General features: G+C 64.2%; 19 protein-coding genes. 10 read left to right on the top strand and 9 right to left on the bottom strand.

All coding sequences use genetic code 11. The features are described from left to right. Position 1 precedes the first annotated feature (1 nt). On the top strand, positions 2-964 hold the full coding sequence (locus ACQ4WS_RS08795) for an endonuclease/exonuclease/phosphatase family protein (protein WP_436475438.1): 963 nt from the start codon (positions 2-4) through the stop codon (positions 962-964). On the opposite strand, the gene ACQ4WS_RS08790 is transcribed toward ACQ4WS_RS08795, so the two are convergent. Next, complete coding sequence (locus ACQ4WS_RS08790) at positions 961-3,495, bottom strand: sensor domain-containing protein (RefSeq protein WP_436475436.1); 2,535 nt, start codon at positions 3,493-3,495, stop codon at positions 961-963. The genes ACQ4WS_RS08795 and ACQ4WS_RS08790 overlap by 4 nt on opposite strands. A gap of 393 nt (positions 3,496-3,888) precedes the next feature. Here ACQ4WS_RS08790 and ACQ4WS_RS08785 point away from each other — a divergent pair, with 393 nt between their 5' ends. The 4 genes from ACQ4WS_RS08785 to ACQ4WS_RS08770 all read left to right on the top strand — a co-directional run bounded on the left by ACQ4WS_RS08785 (position 3,889) and on the right by ACQ4WS_RS08770 (position 9,634). Next, on the top strand, positions 3,889-5,121 hold the full coding sequence (locus ACQ4WS_RS08785; RefSeq protein WP_436475434.1) for an efflux RND transporter periplasmic adaptor subunit: 1,233 nt from the start codon (positions 3,889-3,891) through the stop codon (positions 5,119-5,121). 3 nt (positions 5,122-5,124) lie between these two features. Next, positions 5,125-8,238 carry an efflux RND transporter permease subunit gene (locus ACQ4WS_RS08780; RefSeq protein ID WP_436475432.1) on the top strand — a complete coding sequence of 1,038 codons (3,114 nt, stop codon included), beginning with the start codon at positions 5,125-5,127 and terminating at the stop codon, positions 8,236-8,238. A 362-nt stretch (positions 8,239-8,600) separates the two neighbouring features. Further along, complete coding sequence (locus tag ACQ4WS_RS08775; RefSeq protein ID WP_436475430.1) at positions 8,601-9,323, top strand: MgtC/SapB family protein; 723 nt, start codon at positions 8,601-8,603, stop codon at positions 9,321-9,323. Continuing rightward, the gene (locus tag ACQ4WS_RS08770; protein ID WP_436475429.1) at positions 9,323-9,634 is read left to right on the top strand and encodes a hypothetical protein; all 312 of its coding nucleotides are present in this window, start codon (positions 9,323-9,325) and stop codon (positions 9,632-9,634) included. The genes ACQ4WS_RS08775 and ACQ4WS_RS08770 overlap by 1 nt, the downstream gene beginning before the upstream one ends. Here ACQ4WS_RS08770 and ACQ4WS_RS08765 read toward each other — a convergent pair. Together ACQ4WS_RS08765 and ACQ4WS_RS08760 are read right to left on the bottom strand one after the other, a co-directional pair. Beyond that, positions 9,626-11,023, bottom strand: coding sequence for a HAMP domain-containing sensor histidine kinase (locus tag ACQ4WS_RS08765; protein ID WP_436475427.1), 1,398 nt, complete (start codon positions 11,021-11,023; stop codon positions 9,626-9,628). The genes ACQ4WS_RS08770 and ACQ4WS_RS08765 overlap by 9 nt on opposite strands. Further along, the gene (locus tag ACQ4WS_RS08760) at positions 11,016-11,696 is read right to left on the bottom strand and encodes a response regulator transcription factor (protein WP_353660083.1); all 681 of its coding nucleotides are present in this window, start codon (positions 11,694-11,696) and stop codon (positions 11,016-11,018) included. Before ACQ4WS_RS08760 ends, ACQ4WS_RS08765 begins: the two co-directional genes overlap by 8 nt. A 227-nt stretch (positions 11,697-11,923) precedes the next feature. On the opposite strand from ACQ4WS_RS08760, the gene ACQ4WS_RS08755 reads away from it, so the two are divergent. Genes ACQ4WS_RS08755 through ACQ4WS_RS08745 form a run of 3 tightly spaced genes read left to right on the top strand, consistent with a single transcriptional unit; the run spans position 11,924 to position 17,409 of the window. Further along, positions 11,924-13,048, top strand: coding sequence for an efflux RND transporter periplasmic adaptor subunit (locus ACQ4WS_RS08755; protein WP_436475424.1), 1,125 nt, complete (start codon positions 11,924-11,926; stop codon positions 13,046-13,048). Then, positions 13,041-16,145: an efflux RND transporter permease subunit gene (locus ACQ4WS_RS08750; RefSeq protein ID WP_436475423.1), complete on the top strand. Its 3,105-nt coding sequence runs from the start codon at positions 13,041-13,043 to the stop codon at positions 16,143-16,145. Before ACQ4WS_RS08755 ends, ACQ4WS_RS08750 begins: the two co-directional genes overlap by 8 nt. Continuing rightward, complete coding sequence (locus ACQ4WS_RS08745) at positions 16,132-17,409, top strand: TolC family protein (protein WP_436475421.1); 1,278 nt, start codon at positions 16,132-16,134, stop codon at positions 17,407-17,409. Before ACQ4WS_RS08750 ends, ACQ4WS_RS08745 begins: the two co-directional genes overlap by 14 nt. 76 nt (positions 17,410-17,485) lie before the next feature. Here ACQ4WS_RS08745 and ACQ4WS_RS08740 read toward each other — a convergent pair whose 3' ends face one another. The 6 genes from ACQ4WS_RS08740 to ACQ4WS_RS08715 all read right to left on the bottom strand — a co-directional run bounded on the left by ACQ4WS_RS08740 (position 17,486) and on the right by ACQ4WS_RS08715 (position 22,518). Next, positions 17,486-17,686 (bottom strand): hypothetical protein, encoded by a 201-nt coding sequence (locus ACQ4WS_RS08740; protein WP_436475419.1) that lies wholly within the window; start codon positions 17,684-17,686, stop codon positions 17,486-17,488. 80 nt (positions 17,687-17,766) lie between these two features. Then, positions 17,767-18,684: a site-specific tyrosine recombinase XerD gene (xerD, locus tag ACQ4WS_RS08735; protein WP_436475417.1), complete on the bottom strand. Its 918-nt coding sequence runs from the start codon at positions 18,682-18,684 to the stop codon at positions 17,767-17,769. Further along, positions 18,681-19,193 carry a methylated-DNA--[protein]-cysteine S-methyltransferase gene (locus ACQ4WS_RS08730; RefSeq protein ID WP_436475415.1) on the bottom strand — a complete coding sequence of 171 codons (513 nt, stop codon included), beginning with the start codon at positions 19,191-19,193 and terminating at the stop codon, positions 18,681-18,683. Before ACQ4WS_RS08730 ends, xerD begins: the two co-directional genes overlap by 4 nt. 364 nt (positions 19,194-19,557) lie before the next feature. Then, complete coding sequence (locus ACQ4WS_RS08725; RefSeq protein ID WP_116745490.1) at positions 19,558-20,838, bottom strand: TRAP transporter large permease; 1,281 nt, start codon at positions 20,836-20,838, stop codon at positions 19,558-19,560. Then, positions 20,835-21,407, bottom strand: a complete 573-nt coding sequence (locus ACQ4WS_RS08720) for a TRAP transporter small permease (protein ID WP_077408389.1) — start codon at positions 21,405-21,407, stop codon at positions 20,835-20,837. The genes ACQ4WS_RS08725 and ACQ4WS_RS08720 overlap by 4 nt, the downstream gene beginning before the upstream one ends. A 118-nt stretch (positions 21,408-21,525) precedes the next feature. Next, a complete protein-coding gene (locus tag ACQ4WS_RS08715; protein ID WP_436475619.1) occupies positions 21,526-22,518 on the bottom strand; it encodes a TRAP transporter substrate-binding protein in 993 nt (330 codons plus the stop codon). 136 nt (positions 22,519-22,654) lie between these two features. Between ACQ4WS_RS08715 and ACQ4WS_RS08710 the strand changes: the two genes are divergently transcribed. Both ACQ4WS_RS08710 and ACQ4WS_RS08705 read left to right on the top strand, forming a co-directional pair. Then, entirely contained in the window at positions 22,655-24,688 is a 2,034-nt protein-coding gene (locus ACQ4WS_RS08710; RefSeq protein ID WP_436475413.1) for a sensor histidine kinase, read from the top strand. Positions 24,689-24,706: 18 nt separating this feature from the next. Beyond that, a complete protein-coding gene (locus tag ACQ4WS_RS08705; RefSeq protein ID WP_034780029.1) occupies positions 24,707-25,291 on the top strand; it encodes a response regulator transcription factor in 585 nt (194 codons plus the stop codon). Positions 25,292-25,326: the final 35 nt, after the last annotated feature.

The raw sequence follows: 25,326 nt of genomic DNA, 5'->3' as shown, positions 1-25,326 counted from the left end.
TATGCAGGAAGAAATCCGCTTTGCCACATTCAATGTCTGCAACCTGGCTCCCGCCGGGGCGAAATTGTATGACAACCTGGAACCGTTGAGCCCGGCGCAATACGAAGCCAAGGCGGAGTGGACGGCGCGGCAAATCGACCTGCTCGACGCCGATGTGATCGGTTTCCAGGAAATTTTCTCGCAAGCAGCCTTGCGCGACGTGCTGTCGCGCACGCGCCATTACCGCGCAGCCATCCTGGCCGGCCACGACGCGATGGATGCTGCCGGACGCATGCTGCCCACGGTGGCGCTCGTGTCGCGCCTGCCGCTGGCCGGCGCCGGTGTTGCCTGGACGAATTTCCCCTCTGGCGTGAGCGTGCCCGCCGAAGACAATGCCAGCCGCTTCGCCCGCGCGCCCCTGCACGTGCAGGTCATCTTGCCTGGCGGACAACTCACCGACGTGGTCGTGGTACATTTGAAATCGCGCCGGCCCGACTACCGCCATGGCGACGGCAACGATGCCGCTGCCTATGCGCTGGCCAACCTGCGCTCGCTGCAGCGGCGCGGCGCGGAAGCCGTGGCCCTGCGCGTGCTGGCAAGCGAACTGGGCCACAGCGGCAGGCCCCGCATCGTGCTGGGTGACTTCAACGACATCGCCAATGCCGTCACCACGGCCATCGTCATGGGGGCGGGCGCGCCGTGCGAACCCGGCATGGAAATGCGCGCGCGCCTGTACGACGCCAGCGCCATCCAGCAGCGCCAGGATGCCTTGCGCCACATGGCTTACACCAACATCCACGACAGCGCCTACATGACGATCGACCACATCCTCGTGTCCGAACATTTCCACGCCGCCTCGCCGCGCGCCATCGGCGTGCTGCAGGAAGTGACTTATCTCAACGACCATTTGCTGCTGGGCTTGCCACATGCGTCCGACCATGGGCAGGTGCTGGCACGCATCAAGCTGCTGGGAAATATTAACTAATGTAACAACTTCGCCAGCGCGCTGCCCTCCACTTGCGCGCTGGCATAGCGTCCCTGGTATTGCTGGCAGCCCTGCCCCCGCAGATAGGCCAGCTGCTGGGCCGTTTCCACGCCTTCGGCAATCACCGTCAATTGCAGCTCGCGTGCCATGGCGATGATGGCGGCGGCGACGGCCGTGTCCGACGCTCCTGCCGCGCCATCCACCGCAGCGGGCAGGAACGATGGATCGATCTTGAGTTTATCCACCGGGTAATGGCGCAAATTGGCCAGGCGCGAATAGCCGGTGCCGAAGTCATCGATGGCCAGCCTGGCGCCCAGCGCGCGCAGCTGCGCCAGCACACCGGCCAGACGCGCGCCGCCCTTCATCAGCAAGGACTCCGTCACTTCCAGTTCCAAACAGCCGGCAGGCACACCCGACACGGCCAGCGCTTCTTGTACGCTAAGCAATAAATTATTGTGCAGGCATTGCGCCGGCGACAGATTCACGGCCACGCGCCAGGCATGGCCCGCATCGTACCAGGCGCGCGCGCGCTGGCAAGCTTGCTGCAGCACCCAGTTGCCAATCGATACCATCAAGCCGCACTCCTCGGCCACGGCGATGAAGCGCTCGGGCGGCAGCAAGCCCAGTTGCGGGTGGCGCCAGCGCAACAGGGCTTCGGCGCCGACGATTTGCCCACTGGCCACATCGAACGCGGGCTGGAACTCCAGCACGAATTCATCGCGGCCCAGCGCTTCGCGTAAGCTTTGCTCCAGGCTGGCCCGCTCGACGATTTGCGCATTCATCTCGGCATTGAAAAACTGGAAATTGTTACGCCCGCCTTCCTTGGCATGGTACATGGCGATATCGGCGTTGTGCACGAGGGTATCGATGTTGTCGCCATCGCTGGGAAAGATGGCCACGCCGATCGAGGTCGACACCTGCAGTTCGTGTTCGCCCAACTGATAGGGCTGCGTGACGGCATGCAGCAGGCTGGACGCCACATGGGCCACCTGGTCGATGCCGCCCACCTCGGCCAGGATGATGACGAACTCGTCACCGCCATGCCGGCTGACCGTGTCGACGCCGCGCACGCAGCGCACCAGGCGCCGCGCCACTTCCTTGAGCAGCAAATCGCCCACGTGGTGGCCCATGCTGTCATTGATGTGCTTGAAGTAGTCGAGGTCCAGGTACAAAATGGCCAGCATGCTCAGCTTGCGCCGCGCGGCCGCCAGGGCCAGCGACAGCCGGTCCAGCAGCAGCACGCGGTTCGGCAAGTCGGTAAGGAAATCGTGCTCGGCCAGGTGGCGCGTGTGCTCCTCGTTTTTCTTGCGTTCGCTGATATCGCTGAGTATGGCCAGGTAATTGCTCAATTGCCCTTGCGAGTCGCGGATGGCCGTCAGCGACAGCCAGGCCGGATAGCGTCCGCCCACCTTGCGCTGGCCCACGATATCGCCTTGCCAATAGCCATTCGCATCGACTTCGTCCCACACATGCTCGAAAAACGCCGGCACGTCCGGCTCCACGCCGTGCAGGACAAAGGGTTTACCCAGCATGTCGTCCAGACTGTAACCGCTGATCTCGCTGTACGCGGGATTCATGCTGACGACCCGCTGCTGCGGGTCCATCACGACGATGGCGACACTGGCATGCTCGATGACCTGCATCGACAGGTACAGGGCCCGCTCGGCCAGTTTGCGCGAGGAAATATCGCGGATCACGGCATAAAACAGATAGGTGTGGTCGAGCGTGACGGAAGTGAGCTGCACCTCACCCCAGAACATCTGCCCCGCGCACGTCTGATAGCGCCAGTCATAGCGGCAATTGCCGTCGGCGTGGGCCTGCGCCGCCAGTTGCCTGCCGCGCAGCGAGGACAAGGCACCATCGGGCTGGCGCAAGGGCGAAAAATCGCTGAGACGGCGCCCCAGCAGGCGTTGCCGGTCTTCGCATTGAAACAGGGCAATCGCCGCCGGATTCGCTTCGGCAATATGCTCATCGCGCAGCAGCAGAATGGAGTCGGCGGATTTCTCGTACAACTGGCGGAAATTGTCGCCCATCAGCAACAAGGCGCCCTGCGCGGCGCCATCCTGGCCGCTGGCCGTGATGTCGACATCGATGCAGACCACTTGCCGCACTCTTCCGGACTGCATGACAGGGAACACGGTGGAACAGATGCAGCGTGGCGCGGCGCCATCGGCGCCGAGCTTCCACAGGCGTGTGCTGCGCGCCTTGCCACTGTCCCACACTGCCGCCAATTCACCGGCAAGCTCCTCGGCGACGGGGGCGGCATCCGGCAGCGCGGCGGCCACCCTGGCCCACGGCTGCCCCAGCGCCAGCTCGGCCGTCACGCCATACAGGCGCACCGCGCCAGTACTCCAATAGCGCACGATGCCGTCGTGGTCGATGCCGCGCACGGCCAGGCCGGGTGCCTGTTCGACGGCGGCAACGATGATGGACAGCAAATCGAGCGCCTTGCCGGCCGCTCCCGGCAGCGGTTCGGCAGCAGCCAGCAAACGGCCCGGCGAAGGGGTGGCTCCGGCAATCCGATCAGACATCAGGCCCCCGTGGCGCGGCCGCGCGGCGACCGGCGGGTGAATGGCCTGTCCGGTGGCGCAACCATCCCGACCATTCTTGCGCGCCGGCGAATCGGCTTCTTGAGGATGCGCAAGCATCGTGACATGCACGGCGCCGATGCCGGCAGTGTCTCTGGTCGCCGTTTTTTGCATTCCAGCCCCGATTTTGTGCAATCTGTCGCACGGCGATGGCGGCCGGACTTGAATCTTCCTAAAGTGGCAACATGCGCATCGCCGTGAACGGCCGCAGCGGCAGGCGTGCTGCCTGCGGCCGCCACGGTGATGCGCTACCCGAATTCTCCCGGCCAGCAACAGGCCGGGTCCGCATCGAGACCTGGCGCCGAACCCCTGCGCCGCTCCTGACTACACATACCTATGAAAAACGAGACCCTGCCCCCCGCCTCCCCCCTTGCCGCCACGCGCCGCCGGCGCTGGCGCACCCCCGTGCTGATCCTGGTCGTGCTGGGCCTGGCCGGTGGCGGCTGGACGGTGATGCAATCGAAGCAGCAAGCCGCCAAGGCTGCCGAACTGCAAGCGAGCAAGAAGAAGGAACAGGAGAAGACGCCCGTGCATGAACTGGCGCAGGGCGACGTGGCCGCCATCGATGCGCGCGCGCTGGCAATCAGCCTGCCCCTGTCCGGCTCGCTGGCGCCCGTGACCCAGGCCACCATCAAGGCCAAGGTCTCCGGCGTGGTCCAGGAAACCACCTTGCAGGAAGGCCAGCCAGTGGCGAATGGGCAAATCCTCGTGCGCCTGGACGCTGCCGACCAGCGCGCCCGCCTGACGCAGCAGCAAGCCATGCTCGACGAAGCGCAGGCGCGCCTGTCGATGGCGAGCAAAAACGAAGCCAATAGCCAGGCGCTGCTCAAGCAAAAGTACATTTCGCAGACGGCCTACGACACCACGCAAAACTCGGTCGACCTGGCGCGCGCCAACGTCAAGTCCGCCGCCGCCATGCTCGATATCGCCCGCATCGCCCTGGCCGACACGGTGATCCGCGCACCGATGGCCGGCATCGTCAGCAAGCGCCACCTGCAGGCCGGCGAAAAAGTCTCGCCCGACATGCCCGTCTACACCATCGTCAACCTGGCGCAACTGACCCTGGAAGCGCCCGTGCCCAGCGCGGACATCCCCCGCATCAAGCTGGGCCAGGACGTGCACTTCAAGGTCGACGGCTTCGGCGCGCGCGACTTCGCTGGCAAGGTCGCGCGCATCAACCCCACCACCGAGAGCGGCTCGCGCGCCATGCTGGTCTACATCGCCGTCGACAATGGCGATGGCGCGCTGCGCGGTGGCATGTTCGCCAAGGGCAGCATCGTTACCGAGCGATCAAACGTGGCGCCGCTGGTGCCGTTGACGGCCGTGCGCAATGAAAAGCAGGGTCCCGTCGTGTATGCGCTGGTCAACAACAAGGTGGTCGCGCAACCCGTCACGCTGGGACTGCGCAATGAGGATGAAGGTTACGCCGAGGTCAAGTCCGGCCTGGTGCCGGGCACGAAAGTCATCATCGCCAGACTCGATGGCGTCAAACCGGGCCACAGCGTGACCTTCGCCGCGCCAGCCAGTGCGCCCGCCGCGCCGGCAGCCGTGCTGGCACGGAAGGATTAAATCATGTGGATGACCAAAGTCAGTATTCAAAACCCCGTCTTCGCCACCATGGTCATGGTGGCGCTGGTGGTGCTGGGCATCTTCTCCTACCGTGGCCTGGGCGTGGAAAGCATGCCCAGCGTGCAGTTTCCGTTCGCCGCCATTGAAGTGAACTACCCGGGCGCCTCGCCCGAAGCCGTGGAAAACGACATCACGCGCCCCATCGAGGACGCCGTCAACACCGTCAGCGGCATCAAGACCATCCGCGCCAACTCGTGGGAAGGACGCGCCGGCGTCTACCTGGAATTCGAGCTGTCGACCAACATGGACAAAGCCATGCAGGACTTGCGCGACAAGGTGGCCCTGGTGCGCCCGCGCTTCCCGAAAGAAGCCAAGGACCCGTTCATCGCCCGCGCCGAGGGCGACAACGAGCGTCCCATCGCCACCATCGTACTGACGTCGACCGGGCATGACCTGCGCTCGCTGTCGACCATGACGGAGCAGATCATCAGCAAGCGCTTCCAGGGCGTGGCCGGCGTGGGGCAAGTCAAGCTGCGCGGCTTGCGCGCACGCCAGATTCTCATCAGCATGAAGCCGATCGAACTCAATGCCCAGGGCATCGGCGTCGATGAAGTGATCCGCGCCATCCAGGCCACGAATACCAATTTGCCGGCCGGCTCCATCAGCCATGGCGCGGCCGAACAATTGGTGCGCGTGGAAGGCAAGATCAAGGATGCGCGCGAATTCGGCAAGATCATCGTCGCGCGCCGCGCCATCGGCCCCGTCTACCTGGACCAGGTAGCCACCGTGGTCGACGGCGAACAGGAAGAACTGTCGATCTCGCGCATGAACGGCCAGCAAGCCGTGACCATGGAAATCACCAAGGTACAGGACGCCAACGTGGTGGAAGTGGGCACCGGCATCCTGAAAGTGGCGGCCGACCTGCAAAAGACGCTGCCGCCCGATATCAAGCTGCGCGTGCTGGACGACGAATCGGAACGCGTGCAAAGCCAGCTCAATAACGTCAAGCGCACCATCATCGAAGGCGCCGTGCTGACCATGGTGATCGTCTTCCTGTTCCTGCACTCGTGGCGCTCGACCATCATCACGGGCTTGACCCTGCCGATCTCCGTGCTGGCCAGCTTCATCGCCATGAAGGCGTTTGGTTTTACCCTGAATTTCCTGACCCTGATGGCGCTGTCCCTGTGCATCGGCCTGTTGATCGATGACGCCATCGTCGTGCGCGAAAACATCGTGCGCCACCTTGGCATGGGCAAGAACCATTACAAGGCAGCCAACGACGGCACCAATGAAATCGGCCTGGCCGTGATGGCCACCACGTTCGCCATCGTCGCCGTGTTCGTGCCGGTGGCCTTCATGGACGGCATCATCGGCCGCTTCTTCCTGCAGTTTGGCATCACCGTGGCGGTCGCCGTTCTCGTCTCCCTGTTCGTCAGCTTCACGCTCGACCCCATGTTGTCGTCCGTCTGGCGCGACCCCGTCAAGGACCGCTTCAAGTACGCGCCGTGGCTGGGCCGCTTCATGGCCTGGATCGAGACAGGCATCGACCGCCTGCACGTCTGGTACGGCAAGGTACTGAAAGTGGCCCTGCGCTGGCGCAAGACGACGCTGGCCACGGCCGTGGCGCTGTTCGCGGGCAGCCTGATGCTCGTGCCCATGATAGGTGGCGAGATGTTCCCCGAGACGGACCAGGGCTGGGTCAACCTGCGCTTCAAGACGCCCGTCGGTTCCAGCCTCGCCTACACGGATTCCAAGGTGCGCCAGATCGAAACGGCCCTGAAGGAATTTCCCGAAATCGACAGTCTCGTGGCCAATATCGGCACGCCGGATGGACGCAATGCGGCCGAAGTGAACCTGAAACTGACGGACCTCAAGACGCACAAGCGCCGCTCGCAGCAGGAACTGGAAAAGCTGATCCGCGAACGCCTGGCGCCGATTGCCGGCATCACCCTGTCGGTCGGCAACCGCCCCATCTTCATCGCCATCCTGGGCACGGATGAAGGCAAGCTAGATGAAGTGGCGCACCGCCTGATGGACAAGATGCGCACCATCAAGGGCCTGGCCGACATGGAATACAGCCAGGAAGGCGCCAATCCGTCGACCACCGTGAAGATCAACAACGAGCTGGCCAGCGACCTGGGCTTGTCGGTGCAGCAGATCGGCAATGCCCTGCGTCCGTTTGTCGCGGGCGACACGGTCAGCCACTGGCTGGCGTCCGACGGGCAAAACTACGATGTCAACGTGCAGTTGCCGAAGTCGGGCCGTCAGAAAGTGGCCGACCTGGCCGACCTGTCGCTGGCGTCCAGCAAGCTCGATGCGAATGGCAAGCCGATCATGATTCCGCTGCGCCAGGTGGTCGAATTCGTGCCCTCGTCCAGCCCGCAGGTGCTGAAACGCCAGGCCTTGCAGCGCCGGGTCGCCATCTATGCGGGCGTGCAGGGCCGCCCTGCCGGCGACGTCGACGCCGACGTGCAGAAAGCCATCAAGTCCATCGACCTGCCGCCCGGCGTGCGCTTCGACGTGGCCGGCAATGCGCAACAGATGGCCGAAACCATGGGCGGCGCGATGATGGCGCTGGGGATCGCCGTGATCTTCATCTATCTGGTGCTCGCGTCCCAGTTCGGCAGCTTTTTGCAGCCGATCGCCATCATGGTGTCCTTGCCGCTGTCGCTGATCGGCGTGCTGCTGGCCCTCCTGATCACGGGCAGTACCCTGAACATCTTCTCCGTGATCGGCTTCATCATGCTGATGGGCTTAGTCACCAAGAATGCGATTCTGCTGGTCGACTTCACCAACCAGCGCCAGCGCGAAGGACTGGGGCAGTTCGAGGCGCTGATGGAAGCGGGGCAAGTACGTTTGCGCCCCATCCTGATGACGACCCTGGCGATGGTGTTCGGCATGCTGCCGATGGCCATCGGCATGGGCGACGGCGGTGAATCGCAGGCGCCGATGGGCCGCGCCGTCATCGGCGGCGTCATCACCTCGACCCTGTTGACGCTGGTGGTGGTGCCTGTCGCCTACACCTATTTAGATAGCCTGGGCAAGCGCGCCGCACGCTTCTTTGGCGGCGGCGCGCATGCCCACGAGGATGCCGACGCCGCCAGCGCCACACACTAAGCTTTTTACCGGTCGCCTTCACCGTCCCCGCATTGGCGGGGACGACGCGGCGGCTTCCTGAAGAGAGCTTCAGTTGACCAAAGCTGCCCCACTGGCTAGACTGTCCCCGTTATCAATGATATGGAGTGACTCGTGGGTGCTTGTTCCAGTGACAGTAGTCGATTGACCATCGGCGATCAGCCTTAGGCAAGACGCGCGCATTCCGCCCGCCCTGCCCTCGGCAAGGTGCGGTTTTACCAGCGGCGATGTCCATTCGCCGCCACTCCCTCCTCATCGTTCCACCGTTATCGTCTGCTGCCCCCTTTCGGGGCGAATTGTCTTCGCCCTTGCACTCGCCTGTTCCTCTCCAGCCGGGAGAAATAATGGTGGTATTTGACTTTGCGCTGCGCGTTGCCGCAGCCTTGACCCTGGGCGCCATGATCGGCGCCGAACGCCAGCTGCGCCAGCGCATGGCGGGCTTGCGCACGAACGCGCTGGTGTCCGTCGGCGCCTCGCTGTTCGTGATGGTTTCCGTGCTCGAAGGCGATAGCGCCGGCCATATGCGCATCGCCGCGCAGGTAGTGTCGGGCATCGGCTTTCTGGGCGCCGGCGTCATCATGCGCGAAGGCATGACGGTGCGCGGCTTGAACACGGCCGCCACCCTGTGGTGCTCGGCCGCCATCGGCATCCTGTGCGGCCTGGGGTTTGCCCTGGAAGCGGCCATCGGCACGGGCTTCGTGCTGGTCGCCAACCTGGTGCTGCGCCACCTGGCGCAGCGCATCAACGCCCACGGCAGCGATGCCGGCATCGAGACGGAAAGCATCTATCGCGTCACGGCAGTCTGCGAGGCGGAGCAGGAAATCGTCGTGCGCAAGCTGATGCTGCACTTGATCAGCGGCATGCCGGCGCTGATGCTGCAATCCTTGCACAGCGAGGATGCGGCGCACGCCGGGCGCATCGAAGTGCGGGCCGACCTGCTGACGCCCTTGTCCAGCCTGGGATTGCTGGAGCAAATCGTCAGCCAGGTGAGCCTGGAAGGCAGCGTCTCGGCCGTGCGCTGGGCGCTGGTCAACAACGCGGAATTTGTCGCCGAGCGGGGAGTGTAATGATGAAAAAATTCTTCCATTGGTTTGCCAGGCGCGGTCCTGTCCTGGCCACCTACCGCCTGACCGTCACCTGCCCTGTGGCGCAAGCGGACCACGTCGTGCGCCTGCTGCTGGCGGAATTGAAAGGCGCGGGCCTGGCGCCGTCGCAGATGTTGCGCAGCTGGGACGAGGCCAGGCAGGTGGTGCGCCTGATCGCCACGGTGCTGTGCCAGGCCGTGCAGCGCGCCGTGCTGGTGCGCTTCGTCAACCGCGCTGGCGCCTGGCCGCAAGTGCGGCAAGTGCGCTGGGAAGGCGTCGCACCGTCAATCTGAGGCGGGCAGGCGCAGGAGGAACAGCGCGCCGCCTTCCGGGCGGTTGCGCGCCTCGATACTGCCGCCGTATGCATGCACGATGGCTTGTGACAGGGCCAGGCCCAGGCCGAAGCCGGGCGCCTCGCCCGCGCGCGCCTGGGCACCCCGATAAAAACGCTCGAACAGATGCGGCAAGTCTTCCACGCCGATGCCCGGCCCCGCGTCGGCGACGCCCACCAGCGCGTGTTCGCCCTCGCGCGCCACGTGCACGGTGATGCTGCTGCCGGGCGGCGAAAACTTCACGGCGTTATCCAGCAGATTGGCCAGCACCAGGTCCACCGGCCCGGCCGCCACCCTGGCCTGCACGGCCACACCTTCATCAAAGACGATGCGGATGCCGCCCTGCGCCGCCGCCTTTTCCAGGCGCTGCGCGGCCGCCAGCACCAGCGGATTGAGTGCGACCGTTTCCACGGCATTGCGCTCCTGGCCCACGTCCAGGCGCGTGAGCATCAAGAGTTCTTCCACCAGGGTCGTCAGGCGCTGCACTTCATCGAGGCAGGACGCCAGCGCGTCGACATACTCGGGCGACTCGCGCGGGCGGCGCAGGGTGATTTCGATTTCCGTGCGCAGGCGTGACAGGGGCGAGCGCAGTTCATGCGAGGCGTCGGCCGTGAAGCGGCGCTGCGCATCGTAGCCGTGTTCCAGGCGGTCCAGCATGGCGTTCAGGGTATCGACCAGGCGGCCGATTTCGTCCTGCGTGCCGGGATGGGGCAGGCGCTGGTGCAGGCTGGCTTCGCCGATCGAATGCGCCTGGTCCACCACGTCGTCGATAGCGCCCAGCACGCGGCGCGTGAGCATTTCGCCGGCCAGCCCCACGGCCGCCAGCAAGGCCAGCGCCATGGCGCCAAACAGCACCGTGGCCGCAGCCAGCACGTGATTGGCGTCGTCGAGCGAACCGGCCACCTGCACCGCCAGGCCTGCGCCGGATGAGGGCACGGGAATCGAGACCATCCGCAGCGGCTCTTCGCCAAACTTGGGCAGGGTTTCGAAGACGGTCTCGCCGGCCGCCAGGCGGGCCAGCAGGGCGGCAGGCGCCGGCAGCTGCGCCGCCTCCAGGTTGCGGCTGCGCGCCAGCACGCGGCCTTCGCCATCGATGATTTGCACCAGGCGGTCGAGGCGCGTCAACGACGGCGGCGCCAGGCCCGGCGCCACCTCGTGCACCTGCACGGGCTGGCGCGGCGCGGCCGGCAGCATGGCCATTTCCGTTTCGGCCAGCGCCAGCAGGGCCGCATCGAGCTGGCCATGCACGGCGCGCGACAGGCCCCAGTAGCCGGCCAGCGCCGTGCAGGCGACGATGGCGAGGATGACGGCCAGGTGCACCAGCAGCAATCGCTTGCGAAAGCTAGCCACCGTTGTTTTCCGCCAGGCGGAAACCGCGTCCGCGCACCGTGTGTATCAATGGCGGCAAGCCCGGTGCATCCACTTTCCCCCGCAGATTGCGCACGTGGACGTCGATCAGGTTATCGATGCCGATCAGGTCCGCCTGCCATATCTGCTCGGCCAGGCGCGCGCGGCTGACCACTTCGCCCGCCTGGCGCAGCAGGATCAATAAAATCGCATATTCCTTGGGTGTCAGCACCAGCGGCGTACCGGCCCGCGTCGCCTGGTGGCTGACAGGATCGAGCGTCAAATCGGCCAGCGCCAGCACCAGCGGGCGGCTGATGTCGGAGCGGCGCAGCAAGGCGCGGATGCGCGCCAGCAGCTCCTCGAATTCGAACGGTTTGGTCAGGTAATCGTCGGCGCCCGTGTTCAGGCCGGCCACCCGGTCAGCCGTGGCGTCGCGCGCCGTGAGCATCAGCACGGGCGTCTGGATGCCACGCGCGCGCAAATCGCGGCAAAAATCGATGCCCTGCTTGCCCGGCAACATCCAGTCCAGCACGATCACGTCGTAGTCGACGGCGTAGCTTTCATCCTCGCCCTCTTCCGCGCTGTGCGCCACGTCAATGACAAAGCCTTCTTCCTGCAAGCCACGGGCCAGCAGGCGCGCCGCCTTGCGGTCGTCTTCCACCAGGAGGATTCTCATGCCAGCCTTTCGCGTCGCGCCGTGTTTTCCATGCTGGTATTTTACCGCGCTCCACCGCGCGCACACCGAACCTGAAGAATGATTCATGCATTCTTGGGCGCTTCTTCAGGACCACATTGCTATGCTTTCCCGGCGCTGTCATATCTCTGCCCGCGCCCCCTCTGACCGCCCGCCTGGGCACGGCATCCATGCATGCCCCATCACCATCAATAACAAGGAAACACGGGATGAACACGACCACCCGCAACGCCCTGGGCGCCAGTTGCGCCCTCGCTCTCGCCTGTTCGGCCCTGGCCGGCTGCGCCAAGCCGACGGCGGCAGCCACGCCCGCCGCTCAAACTATGCATCTGGACGACGGCAGCATCGCCGTCGACAAGATGTCGCCTCTGCGACAACGCCTGCAGATCGCCACCGTGCAGGAACAGGACATCGCCACGCAGACGGAAGCGCCGGGCAGCATCGTAGCCATGCCGGAAAAACTGGTAAAAATCACGCCGCCCCTGGCCGGGCGCATCACGCGCCTGCAGCGCGCCCTGGGCGACAGCGTGAAGGCGGGCGACCCGCTGTTCACGCTCGATTCTGCGGAACTGAGCGCTGCCTACGCGGACGACAGCAAGGCGAAGTCCGCCCTGCTGCAGGCGCGCCAGGAGCTGGAGCGCCAGAAAACCTTGTTTGAGGCGGAAATCGCCGCGCGCAAGGAGTACGAGGCGGCGCAGGCAGCTTTTGCGCAGGCCGGCAGCGACGCCCAGGCCAGCGCCGACAAGCTGGCCCAGTACGGCGCCGGCGCACGCGGTTCGCGCCGCGATTATGTACTGCGCTCGCCGATCAGCGGCACCGTGATCGCCATGGAAGGCGCACAGGGCGGCTACTGGAACGATATCAACGCGCCCGTCATGACGGTGGCCGACCTGTCCACCGTGTGGCTGTCTGCCAACGTGGCCGAGAAGGATCTGGCGCAGGTGGCCGTAGGACAGACGGCGCGCATCGCTGTCGATGCCTGGCCGGGAAAAAGCTTCGATGGCAAGGTCGCGTATGTGGGCGCCGTGCTCGATCCCGAGACGCGCACGGTGAAGGTGCGCGTAGCCATCGACAACCGCGCCGGCACCTTCAAGCCGGGCATGTTCGCCCACGCGGGATTCGCCGGCGCTCCCCGCCGCGCCCTCCTCGTGCCGGCATCGGCAGTGCTGCAAAGCGGGCCATCGACGCGCGTGATGGTCGAGCGCAGCCCGCTGGTGTTCACGCCGCGCACAGTGGAAGTGGGCGCCAGCCATGCCGACCAGGTGGAAATCGTCTCGGGCTTGCGCGCGGGCGAACGCATCGTCGTCAAGGAAGGAGTGCTGCTCAATGATTGACCGTTTCATCGCCACCTGCTGCCAGCGGCGCGGCATCGTCTGGCTGGTACTGCTGTTTGTCGCCATCTACGGCGTGTATTGCTGGAAGCAGCTGCCCATCGAAGCCTACCCCGACATCGCCGACGTCACCTCGCAAATCGTCACGCAGGTACCGGGCCTGGGCGCCGAGGAAATCGAGCAGCAGATCACCATTCCGCTGGAACGCGCCCTGCTCGGCACGCCCGGCATGCACGTGCTGCGCACGCGCAGCCTGTTCGCCCTGTCGCTGATCACGGTGGTGTTCGAGGATGGCAGCGACGGCTACTTCACGCGCGAACGGCTGCAGGAGCGCCTGGCCAGCGTGAACCTGCCGTACAACGCCAAGCCAGGACTCGATCCCTACACCTCGCCCACGGGCGAGATCTACCGCTACACGCTGGAATCGAAAACACGCTCCCTGCGCGAACTGTCCGAGCTGCAGTTCTGGAGCGTGATTCCGCGCCTGCAGCAGGTGCGCGGCGTGGCGGACGTCAGCAATTTCGGCGGCCTCACCACCCAATTCATGCTGGAACTCGATCCCGCAAAACTGGACAGCTACGGCTTCTCGCTGGCGCAGGTCAAGGACGCCATCAACGCCAACAACATCAGCGGCGGCGGCAGTGTCATTGACCGCGGCCAGCAATCGTACGTGGTGCGCGGCGTGGGCTTGCTGCACTCGCTCGACGACATGGGCAATGTCGTCGTCAGCAGCAAGGACGGCGTGCCCGTGCTGGTGAAGGACCTGGGCAAGCTCGCCTACGGCAGCGTGGAGCGGCGCGGCATCCTGGGCAAGGATGACAACCCCGACACCATCGAAGGCATCACCCTGCTGCTGAAGGATTTCAATCCGTCCGAGGCACTCGCCGGCATCCATGCGGCCGTCGATGACTTGAACGCCAATGTGCTGCCTAAGGATGTGAAAGTGGTGCCCTACCTGGACCGCAGCTCGCTGATCGACGCCACCCTGCACACGGTCAGTTATACCTTGGGCGAAGGCATGCTGCTGGTCGCGCTGGTGCTGCTGCTGTTCCTGGGCAGCCCGCGCGCGGCCGCCATCGTCGCGCTGACGATTCCGCTGGCCCTGCTGATCGCCTTCATCTTCATGCACCATTTCAGAATTCCCGCCAACCTGCTGTCCCTGGGGGCGATCGACTTCGGCATCCTCGTCGATGGTTCCGTGGTGGTGCTGGAAAACATGCTGCGCCGCCGCGAGCGGGAACAGGAGCGGCCCCTCACCTTGCAGGACGCCATCGAGGCGACCTTGCAGGTGGCGCGCCCCATCCTGTTCGGCATGGCCGTCATCATTGCCGCCTACCTGCCCCTGTTCGCCTTCCAGCGCATCGAGTACAAGCTGTTTTCGCCGATGGCGTATGCGGTGGGTGCGGCGCTGGTGGGCGCGCTGGTGGTGGCGCTGGTGCTGATTCCGGGCCTGGCCTGGCTGGCCTTGCGCAAGCCGCGCCGCACCTTCCATCACCGCGCGCTGGACAAGCTGGCGGCCGCGTATGGGCGCTTCCTCGAACGCATGGTGGGCAAGAAGCGCTGGGTGGCTGCCGTCTGCGCCGCTTCGCTGGCGGGCCTGGCCCTGCTGGGCGGCAGCATCGGACGCGACTTCCTGCCCTATCTCGATGAAGGTTCTCTGTGGCTGCAGGTGCAGATGCCGCCCGGGATCACGCTGGACAAGGCGTCCGAGATGGCCAGCGAACTGCGCCGCGCCGCGCTGGAATTCCCGGAAGTGTCGACCATCGTCACGCAGACGGGGCGCAACGACGACGGCACCGATTACTGGACACCGTCGCACATCGAGGCCAGCGTAGGACTGCATCCGTACAAGACCTGGAAGTCGGGCATGAGCAAGCAGCAGCTGATCGCGAAAATGAACGAGCGCTTCGCCCGCATGCCCGCAATCACGGTGGCCTTCATGCAGCCGATGATCGATGGCGTGCAGGATAAATTGTCCGGCGCGCACAGCGACCTGACGGTGAAAATCTTCGGCAACGACCTCGATGAAGTGCGCGCCATCGCCGGCAAGGTGGCAAATGTCCTGAAGACTGTCCCTGGCGCCTCCGACGTGGCTGTGGACGTGGAGCCGCCGCTGCCCAACCTGAAGGTGGAACTGGACAGGGCGAAGGCGGCCCGCTACGGCATCAACGCGGCCGACGTGGCCGACCTGATTGCCACCGGCATCGGCGGCGCGCCCATCGGCCAGGTGTACGTAGGCGAGAAAAGCTACGACATCGCCGTGCGCTTCCCGCCCGCCACGCGTTCCAGCCCGGACGCCATCGCCAGCTTGAAGCTCACCGCCGCCAACGGCGCCAGGATTCCTCTGGCGCAGGTGGCAAACATCAGCACCACCTCGGGCGAAAGCGTGATCGTGCGCGAAATGGGACGGCGCCACATCATCGTGCGCCTGAATGCCCGTGGGCGCGACCTGGCCGGCTTCCTGGCCGAGGCGCGTCCGCTGGTGGCGCAAGCCGTGGCAGGCGAGCACCAGCGCATCAGCGTCGAATGGGGCGGCCAGTTCGAAAACCTGCAGCGCGCGCAAAGCCGCTTGGCCCTGATCCTGCCGATGACCCTGGGCGCCATGTTCTTGCTGCTCTTTGGCCAGTTCCGCAACCTGCGCCAGCCCGCGCTGGTCTTGCTGGCCGTGCCGCTGGCCATGCTCGGCGGCCTGGCCGCGCTGCACCTGCGCGGCATGACCCTGAACGTGTCGAGCGCCGTCGGCTTCATCGCCCTGTTCGGCGTGGCCGTATTGAATGCCGTCCTGATGCTGGCGCAGATCAACCGCTTGCGCGCAGACGAAGGCAAGAGCTTGCGCGACGCCGTGCTGGAAGGCGCGCGCGACCGTATGCGCCCCGTGCTGATGACGGCCACCGTGGCCGCCCTGGGTTTGACACCCGCCATGCTGGCCACGGGCCTGGGCAGCGACGTGCAGCGCCCGCTGGCCACCGTCGTGGTGGGCGGCCTGGTGACGGCGACGGCGCTGACCCTGCTGCTGTTGCCGGCCCTGTATTACCTGATCGAGGCGCACGTACACAAACGCCAGACCGATACCGAAGGAGTGAACCATGACCCGTTTTAATCTGCTGCTGGCGGCCTGGCTGATCGCCCCCAGTGCCATCGCCGCGCCCTTGAGCTTCGAGACCTACCTGTCCGCCGTGGAAAGCCACAGCCTGGAACTGCAGGCGCAGCAGGAAGGCATCACGTCGGCCAGGGCGGGCATCGGCATCGCCGGCCTGCGTCCCGATCCCGAATTCACCCTGGGCGCCACGCGCGAGACGGTGCGCAGCGTCGAACACCGTCCCGTCACGTGGAACCCGGCCATCAGCATGGCCATCGAGACGGGCGGCAAGCGCGCCGCGCGCTTGAAGGCCGCGCACAGCAATGTCGCGCTGGCCGAAGAGACGGTGGCCGGTTTCAGGAGCGAACTGTATGGCACGGCCGCCGCCGCGTTCACGCAAGCGTGCCGCACGCGCGAAGTCGCCGCGCGCAAGGAGCAGACCATGGCGGCCCTGTCGAAGGTGGTCGAGGCAAATGCCGTGCGGCGCAAGGCGGGCGACGTGGGCGGCATCGAGCTGCTGCAGTCGCGCGTGGAGCGCGACCAGTTCCAGGCCGACCTGGCGCAGGCGCGCAGTGAAGCCGACAGCGCCATGCTGGCCCTGTCGCCGCCGCTGGGACGCCAGTTCGACGCGCTGTTTCCGGACGCGCAACTGGAATGCGACTTCGCCGCGTATGACAACAAGGATGCCAGCGTGCTGCTGACGCAAGCGCTCGACGCGCGCAACGACGTGCGCATCGCCCGCGCCACCTTGGACAATCTGCGCGACGGCGCGGCGCTGGTGCGTGCCAACCGCGCCGTCGACCCGACCATCACGCTGGGCCTGGCCGCCGCGCGCGGCTACCATGACGGCATCGACGCCAGCGGCAATCCCGTCGATGGCGCGCCCCGCTCCCGTGCACTGTCCATCTCGCTGGCCATCCCCATCCCCCTGTCGCGGCGCGACAAGGGCGACATCGTGCAGGCGGAATCCGGCGTGACGCAGGCCATGCTGGCCCTGCGCCAGGCGGAACTGACGGCGGAGACGCAAGTGCGCACGGCACAGCGGCAGTTGCGTGCGGCGCAGGACAGGCTGGCGCGCTACCGTGACGGCGTGCTGGCCGATGCGCAAAAAGTGGTCGATGGCATGCGCCTGTCTTACGTCAAAGGCAATGCTTCGCTGCTGGAATGGCTGGCGGCCCAGCGTTCGGCCGATGAGGCGTACCAGGGCTATGTGCAGGCGCGCGCCGATGCCGCCATCGCCAGCACGCAGTTGCAACTGGCGATCGGCCAGCGGCCGCGCTTGTAGCGGAAGGGAAGAGAGAACGGGTAGAACGAGGAGATACCGGCGCGGCGACGCCGCACCGGTCGTCAGGAACGGGGAATTACTGCGGCTGGGCGGGCGCGTCGCCGTCGGCGGCCGCATCGGCGTCGGCGTCGTCCGCTTCTGGCTCATCGCCCTCGCTGCCATCGGCCGGCTTCGGATTGTTCTTCGCTTCCAGCTTGCGTCTGGCTTTTTCCTCGGCTTTCTTCTTCTTTTCCAGCTCTTTTTGCCGTTTTTCGTATTGGAAATTTGTCTTGGCCATTTACTACCTCTTTAGTTTTTAGATGTTACAGATAAGCATATAAGACACATTATGACGTAATTGGACCAAACACCAAATATTTAGCCTCGCGGATGATGCTGCGCATGCAGCAGTTTCAGCCGTTCGCGGGCTACGTGCGTATAAATCTGCGTGGTGGAGATATCGGAGTGTCCCAGTAACAATTGCACAACACGCAAGTCCGCGCCATGGTTCAGCAAATGCGTGGCGAACGCGTGGCGCAGGGTGTGCGGCGACAGCGGCGCAGTGATGCCGGCGCTCAGCGCATGTTTCTTGATGATGACCCAGAACATTTGCCGCGTCATGGCACCCCCGCGCCGCGTGACGAACAACGCATCGTCCATCTGGCCATCGAGAATGACGCCACGCGCTTCCTTCAGGTAGCGCTCGATCCACAGCCGCGCCTGTTCGCCGAACGGCACCAGCCGCGTCTTGCTGCCCTTGCCCGTGATGCGCAGCACGCCATCGTTCAGGCTCAGCTCCACGGCTTGCAAGTCCACCAGTTCCGACACGCGCAAGCCGCTCGCATACATGAGTTCCAGCATCGTGCGCTCGCGCAAGCCCAGCGGCGTGCTCACGTCGGGTGCCGCCAGCAAGGCTTCCACCTGCGCTTCGCTCAATGTGTGCACGAAGCGCGCGGGCTGCTTGGCCGAGACCATCTTCAGGCACGGGTCAGCTGCGATATGCTTCTGCCGCAAGGCCAGCTGGTAAAAGCGCTTGAGCACAGACAGGCGCCGGTTCGACGACGTGGCCTTGCTCTCGTCGTGACGGGCGGCGAAATATGCCTCGATATCGGCCGTGGACACGTCGTACAGGCTATCGCGCCCGGGCCGCGCCACTTCCAGCCAGCGCGAAAACAGCCGCATGTCGCGCCGGTAAGCGTCCAGCGAGTTTTTCGACAAGCCGTCTTCCAGCCACAGGCTGTCGCAAAATTCGTCGATCAGGGTCGTGTTGTCGGGCGCCAGCAGGCTGTTCATCATCGTGTTGACCACGCCATGCCCGCCACACCTTCATGCGCCAGCAGCCAGCGCTTCACGCCCAGGTGGAATCCCGTCGCATCGTCGTGGTGGGCAAAACCGCCCAGGCCGCCAGCGGCAGTGACCCGGTGGCAGGGTATGACCACGGGAAACCAGTTAGCGCCGCAGGCCTGGCCCACGGCGCGCGGGGCCGAGCCGATCAGGCGCGCCACGTCGCCATAGGTGCGCACCTGGCCGCGCGGGATGCCGGCAATCGCCGTCCATACGCCTTGCTGGTAGGCGCTGCCCGAGTTTGCCAGCGGCAGGTCGAAGACATGATCGGGATCGCGGAAATAGCGCGCCAGTTGCTGGCAGGCCCGCTCGGAGACGGCATCCTGCGCGTCTTTTTCCGTAAAGTGCGGCGGCAGATAAACCAGTTCGCATAAATGGCCATCCTGCGCGCGCACCCCCATGGCGCCGAACGGCGCGGCCACAATGGCGCTGAACAGCTCACTGCCCTGTTGTTTTTTCATCTGCTGATCATTATTCAAGTGTGGCATATATGCCTGGCGCACCGAAAAAAAAAAAAAAGCGCACCAGCCGGTGCGCTTCAAATATTGCTTCACGTTCCCGGTCATTTGGGTCCGCCGGTGCCGGCTTGTGGCCGCAGACAGCTATGACTCAACAACTTCTGTGAAACGTGTGTCTCCTCAATATATCCCCGGTATCAATACCGTTTTTATAGACCACTCCCCCACTAACTTTATTGCCAATTCTGTATTTCAGCCTTACTACCGGAGCGTATAAGCAACTACGTATTTCCCCTTAAGGCTGCCCATCATAGCGCATTTATTCGGCCGGATCGACTTTTTTTGCACCATGACGGGGACAACTATTTTAGTTGTAAATTAAATTTGGCAGCCACAGCGAGATTTGTGGTACGTAGGTAATCAGCATCAGGAAGGCCAGCATCGTCAGCAGCCATGGCATCACGGCCACGGTCAGCTCCGAAATGCCCATCTTGGTGATGCCGGACGCCACATACAGGTTCAGGCCCACAGGTGGATGGCACATGCCGACCTCCATATTGACCACGATCAAGATGCCGAAGTGCACAGGATCGATGCCCAGCTTCATGGCGACGGGGAACAAAATCGGCGCCATGATCAGCACGATGGAAGACGGTTCCATGACGTTACCAGCCAACAACAACAGCACGTTGACCACCAGCAGGAAGCTGATCACGCCCAGGCCCTTGCCCGTGATCCATTCGGCCATCGCTTGGGGAATGTTTTCACTGGTCATCAGGAACGAGAACAGCACGGCATTGGTGATGATGTACAACAGCATCGCCGACATGGCGGCCGAATCGAGCAAGACCTTGCCCACTTGCTTGATCTTCAAGTCCTTGTAGACGAAGACGGCGATGATGAAGGCGTACACGGCAGCCATGGCGGCCGCTTCCGTCGGCGTGAACGCGCCCGAGTAAATACCGCCCATGACGATGACGATCAGCAGCAGGCCCCAGGCACTTTTCTTGAATGTGACGAAGCGCTCGCCCCAACTGGCCTTTTTCATGCGCGGATAGTTGTGCTTGCGCGCCAAAAACCACGTGGTCAGACCCAGCAGCATGGCCAGCATCATGCCGGGAATCACGCCCGCCATGAACAGCTTGCCTACCGAGGTATTCGTGCTGACGGAATACATCACCATCACGATCGATGGCGGAATCAGGATGCCCAACGCACCCGAGGTAGTGATGACGCCGGCGCCGAAACCGCGCGGATAGCCCTGCTTGACCATGGCCGGCAGGATGATGGAGCCGATCGCCACCACGGTGGCGGGGCTGGAGCCGGAGACGGCGGCAAACAGCGCGCAGGCCATCACGCCGGCCAGCGCCAGGCCGCCATGCCAGTGGCCCACCATGGAGCTGGCGAAGTTGATCATGCGCCGCGCCACTCCGCCATGCGTGAGGAAGTTGCCCGCCAAAATGAAGAAGGGGATGGCCATGATCTCGAACTTCTCGATACCCGTGAAAATCTTCAGGGCTACCGATTCGATGGGCACGCTGGTCATGGTAAACAGGAACGTGAGCACCGTCAGGCCCAGCGAAATGGAAATCGGCATGCCGGTCAGCATCAGCGCCAGCAGCAATACAAAAATAATCAGCGCGTTCATGCCTTGGCTCCTTTTTCTTCCGCCGTCAATTCCTCTTCCAGCCCCTCGACATGCGAGTGGTCGTGTTTGGGCAAGGCGCCCGTCTTGATGAAATGCACCATCACCTGCAAGAAGCGGAAACACATCAGGTAGGAACCGAGCGGCACGGCCAGGTAGACCAGCCACATCGGCACTTCCATGTCGGCCGAGGTCTGGTCCGTGTGGCCGATCGACCACACGAAGCTGGCGCCCAGGGTGCCCACGACACCCGTAAACAGGGCGCCGGCAGCCAGGCCGAAGACGATGAAACGGTCGCGCCAGCGCGGGTTCATGCGGTTGATCAAGACGTCGACGCCCACGTGGATGCCCGTGCGCACGCCGTACGCGGCGCCGAACTTGGCCATCCAGACGAACATGTAAATACACAGTTCCTGGGCCCAGCTGGTATTGATTTGAATCAGGAAGTCTTGCACGACCGGTATCGGCAAGCCTGCCAGGTAGCGGTGCACGACCGCGACGAAGATGATGAAGGTGGCCGCGCCCATCAGGGTCGCGATCAGCCACTCTTCCAGGTGATCCAGAAATTTCATGGTGGACTTTCAAAGAATGCGGGTACACGGACTCCCGCGCAGGACGCGCAGGAGTCATTCGAGCGAGTGGCAGGGATGCCCTGCCTGGCGCACCAGGCGGTGCGCTAAAGCCTGCGCCTTACTTCGCGCTTTCCTTGTTGATGGCCGAGATCAGGTCCTTGCCGATGCGCGCTTCCATGGTCTTCTGCACGGGCGCCAGCGCGCGGCGCCACTCGGCCTGTTCCTGCACCGTCAAGGTGTAGATCTGCGTCTTGCCCGCTTTCTTGATGGCGTCGAGGGCCTGGTCGTTATCGCGCTGGGCGATGGCTTTTTCAAACGTGGTCGCCTCGCGCATGGCTTTTTCCAGCTGGCTGCGGATATCGGGCGGCAAGCCATCCCAGAATTTCTTGTTGACGATGACGGCATAGCCCAGGTAGCCGTGGTTCGACACGGTCACGTGCTTTTGCACTTCATGCATCTTTTGCGTGTACATATTCGATGGCGGATTTTCCGTGCCGTCGACCACGCCCGTCTGCAGCGCCTGATACACTTCCGAGAAGGCCAGCACCTGCGGATTGGCGCCCAGCGCGCGCATTTGCGCGTCGAGCACCTTGGACGACTGGATGCGCATTTTCAGACCCTTGAAGTCGGCCGGATTGTGCAGCGGCTTGTTGGCCGACATCACCTTGAAGCCGTTGTCCCAGTAGGCCAGGCCCGTGATACCCTTGGGTTCCAGTTTTTTCAGCAGGCTCTTGCCGATTTCGCCCTCGGTGACGTTGTACAGCGCCGTCTTGGTGGGGAAAATATAGGGCAGGTCGAAGGCTTCGAATTCCTTCACGCCCAGCGGACCGAACTTGGCCAGCGACGGCGCCAGCATCTGCACGGCGCCCAGCTGCAGCGCTTCGAGTTCTTCCTTGTCCTTGTATAGCTGGCTGTTCGGGTACAGTTCGACCTTGACCTTGCCATTCGTGGCTTTCTCGGCCAGCTGCTTGAAGCGTTCGGCGGCCTGGCCTTTCGGCGTGTCCGTCGCCACGACGTGGCTGAACTTGATGACGATGGGGGCTTGCGCGTAAGCGTGGACGCCGGCGGTGGCGCCAATGGCCGCGCACAGCGCGACGAACATGGTTTTCATCTGCATTTTTGTCTCCTGAGTGGTTTTTTAAAAAACTTTATTATTTGTCTACTTGGATATTGTGCCAAAGAAACTGCCTCCGCTATTGTGGTTAACCACAATAGCCGGCTCCCGATAAGCCGCTACCCTGCCAGCCATGCCGACTCCCCCCACCCTTGCACGCCGCTTCAAGCTATCGAGCCCGATGCGCTGGCTGCTGCCCGTCATCCTGCTGCTGCTGTTCCTGTCCATCCTGTTCTGGCTGCCCTGGCAAGCGCGCCAGATGGAAAGCAACGAGCGCCAGGAACAATTGATCGCCGACACCCTGTGGGTGGAGCAAACCATTCGCTTCCAGCTGGCGCGCAACGAGGAAAGCCTGTTTAACCTGGGCGTGGACATCGCCAGCGCGTCGCTGGGCGCGGAAAAAGTGCACGAACGGCTGCAGCAGATGTTGCGCAATGGCCGCGAACTGCAGCGCGTGCTGTGGCTCGACACCAGCGGCAAGGTGCTGGCGACCAGCGACAACAGCCTGCCGCATGCCCTGTCATTTTCGCCCGCCTCGCTGACGGCGGCCGACAATGCGCGCCGCCTGCACCGGGGGCAATATGTCCAGCCGTCTCAGCAGAGCGGCTTTCCCGACGCGCCGCCGGGCGCCATGCTGATGGATTACCACCAGCCCCTGTTCGATGGCCAGCGCTATGTGGGCAGCCTGGTGGCCACCTATCAGATCAGCAGCCTGCTCGATGAAATGGTGCCGTGGTGGTTCGCGCAGGATAACCAAATTTCGCTGATCGACCGCGACGACAAGGTGCTGGCGCGCCGCGCCGCCGCCGGTCCCGGCCACGGCGTGTACACGCACAAGCGCGCACTCGACGTGCCAGGCGCGAACATCACTTTGTTTACCGACAGCGTGAAAAGCCAGCCCAAGCTGCTGCCCAATTTGCTGGTCGGCTCCGTCATCGCCCTGTCACTGGGTTTGCTGTGGAGCTTGCTGGCCCTGTGGCGGCATATTTCGCGCCGCCTGGTGGCCGAAGGCGCGCTGCGCCAGCAGATGCTGTTTCGCACGGCGATGGAAAACTCGCTGGTGACGGGCATGCGCGCGCGCGACCTGGAAGGCCGCGTCACGTATGTCAATCCCGCATTTTGCCAGATCGTCGGCTATCCGCCCGAGGAAATCCTGGGGCGTTTGCCCCCCATGCCCTACTGGGTGCCCGAGGCGCTGGAGGAATACCAGCAGCGCTTCGTCAAGGCCCTGGCCGGCAATCCCACGCCGCAATTCGAAACCTATTTCCAGCGTCCCGACGGCACGCGCGTGGCGGTGCTGATCTTCGAAGCGCCGCTGGTGGACAAGAACGGCCAGCAGACAGGCTGGATGGGTTCCGTGCTCGATATCTCGGACCGCAAGCGGGTCGAGGAACTGAATCGCCAGCAGCAGGAAAAACTGCAAACGAGTTCGCGCCTGGCCACCATGGGCGAACTTGCCTCGATGCTGGCGCATGAGCTGAACCAGCCGCTGGCGGCCATTTCCAGCTACACCACGGGGGCGCTGAACCTGATCCGCCGCGCCATCGAGCATGACGCCCCCGTCGATCCGGGCACCTTGAAACCGGCGCTGGAACAGGCCAGCGCGCAGGCGCAGCGGGCCGGCCAGATCATCCGCAGCGTGCACGACTTCGTGCGCAAGAGCGAACCGCAGCGCCAGGATATCGCCATCCGTACCCTGATCGACGGCATCCGCGCGCTGATCGACCTGCAGGCGCGCAAATACTATGTCACCATCCAGGAAGAGCTGCCGCCGGACCTGCCGCTGCTGCGCGCCGATCCCGTGATGATCGAGCAGGTGCTGCTGAACCTGACGCGCAACGCCATCGAGTCCATGCAGGATGCGGCGCCGGGACGGCGTATCATGCGCCTGCGGGCCAGTCACGACGCGCAGCAAGGCATGGTGACGGTGGACGTGATCGACCATGGCCACGGCATCCCGCAGGACGTGGCCGAGCGGCTGTTTTCGCCGTTTTTCTCGACCAAGTCCGAAGGCATGGGCATGGGCCTGAACATCTGCCGCACCGCCATCGAATTTCACGGCGGCGCGCTGACCTTCAACGCCAACCCCGCTGGCGGTACTATCTTTACATTCAGTGTGCCGGCCGCGCCGCGCACTAAGCACCAAGCACTAACCCATAACGAATAACGACGAGCCGGAGACACCATGCTACACATCATCGACGACGAAGAAGTCGTACGCGACTCCCTGTCCTGGCTGGCCGCCTCGCGCAGCATCGAGGCGCGCAACTATGCCAGCGCCCAGCAATTCCTCGATAGCCTGGACGGCAGCTTCGACGCCGCCGGCGACTGCGTGCTGCTCGACGTGCGCATGCCCGACATGAACGGCATCGCCCTGTTCGACCAGCTGGTCAAGCGCGACCTGACGGCGCGCCTGCCCGTGATTTTCCTCACCGGCCACGGCGACGTGCCGATGGCCGTCGACAGCCTGAAACGGGGCGCCTTCGATTTCTTTGAAAAGCCGTTCAACGACAACGACCTGATGGACCGCGTGCAGCAGGGCCTGGCCAACTCGCGCCAGGCCGGCGAACTGGCTGCCGTGCACGCGCGCCTGGCCACCTTGTCGACGCGCGAACGCGAAGTGCTGGACCTGATTTTGGCGGGCAAAATGAACAAAGTGGTGGCCGACAAGCTGGGCATCAGCATGCGCACCGTGGAAGTCCACCGCGCGCATATCTTCGACAAGATGCAGGTCAAGACGGCGGTGGAGCTGGCGGGGTTGTTGAAGTAAGTTGAAATCTGGGGTCAGACCCTCAAACGCGTCGA

It is taken from the genome of Janthinobacterium leeuwenhoeki, from assembly GCF_051380795.1.
Classification (GTDB): domain Bacteria; phylum Pseudomonadota; class Gammaproteobacteria; order Burkholderiales; family Burkholderiaceae_D; genus Janthinobacterium.
Note: the sequence above shows the minus strand (reverse complement) of the source record. Positions and strands in the feature narration are given on the sequence as shown.

Bases quoted from the DNA above. Each gene is read 5' to 3' on its own strand.
- ACQ4WS_RS08730 (WP_436475415.1), bottom strand. From the start codon at position 19,193: ATGAAAAAACAACAGGGCAGTGAGCTGTTCAGCGCCATTGTGGCCGCG.
- ACQ4WS_RS08705 (WP_034780029.1), top strand. From the start codon at position 24,707: ATGCTACACATCATCGACGACGAAGAAGTCGTACGCGACTCCCTGTCC.
- ACQ4WS_RS08710 (WP_436475413.1), top strand. From the start codon at position 22,655: ATGCCGACTCCCCCCACCCTTGCACGCCGCTTCAAGCTATCGAGCCCG.
- ACQ4WS_RS08745 (WP_436475421.1), top strand. From the start codon at position 16,132: ATGACCCGTTTTAATCTGCTGCTGGCGGCCTGGCTGATCGCCCCCAGT.
- ACQ4WS_RS08715 (WP_436475619.1), bottom strand. From the start codon at position 22,518: ATGAAAACCATGTTCGTCGCGCTGTGCGCGGCCATTGGCGCCACCGCC.
- ACQ4WS_RS08725 (WP_116745490.1), bottom strand. From the start codon at position 20,838: ATGAACGCGCTGATTATTTTTGTATTGCTGCTGGCGCTGATGCTGACC.
- ACQ4WS_RS08780 (WP_436475432.1), top strand. From the start codon at position 5,125: ATGTGGATGACCAAAGTCAGTATTCAAAACCCCGTCTTCGCCACCATG.
- ACQ4WS_RS08750 (WP_436475423.1), top strand. From the start codon at position 13,041: ATGATTGACCGTTTCATCGCCACCTGCTGCCAGCGGCGCGGCATCGTC.
- ACQ4WS_RS08790 (WP_436475436.1), bottom strand. From the start codon at position 3,495: ATGTCTGATCGGATTGCCGGAGCCACCCCTTCGCCGGGCCGTTTGCTG.
- ACQ4WS_RS08785 (WP_436475434.1), top strand. From the start codon at position 3,889: ATGAAAAACGAGACCCTGCCCCCCGCCTCCCCCCTTGCCGCCACGCGC.
- ACQ4WS_RS08770 (WP_436475429.1), top strand. From the start codon at position 9,323: ATGATGAAAAAATTCTTCCATTGGTTTGCCAGGCGCGGTCCTGTCCTG.
- ACQ4WS_RS08775 (WP_436475430.1), top strand. From the start codon at position 8,601: ATGGTGGTATTTGACTTTGCGCTGCGCGTTGCCGCAGCCTTGACCCTG.
- ACQ4WS_RS08720 (WP_077408389.1), bottom strand. From the start codon at position 21,407: ATGAAATTTCTGGATCACCTGGAAGAGTGGCTGATCGCGACCCTGATG.
- ACQ4WS_RS08740 (WP_436475419.1), bottom strand. From the start codon at position 17,686: ATGGCCAAGACAAATTTCCAATACGAAAAACGGCAAAAAGAGCTGGAA.
- ACQ4WS_RS08795 (WP_436475438.1), top strand. From the start codon at position 2: ATGCAGGAAGAAATCCGCTTTGCCACATTCAATGTCTGCAACCTGGCT.
- ACQ4WS_RS08755 (WP_436475424.1), top strand. From the start codon at position 11,924: ATGAACACGACCACCCGCAACGCCCTGGGCGCCAGTTGCGCCCTCGCT.
- ACQ4WS_RS08760 (WP_353660083.1), bottom strand. From the start codon at position 11,696: ATGAGAATCCTCCTGGTGGAAGACGACCGCAAGGCGGCGCGCCTGCTG.
- xerD (WP_436475417.1), bottom strand. From the start codon at position 18,684: ATGATGAACAGCCTGCTGGCGCCCGACAACACGACCCTGATCGACGAA.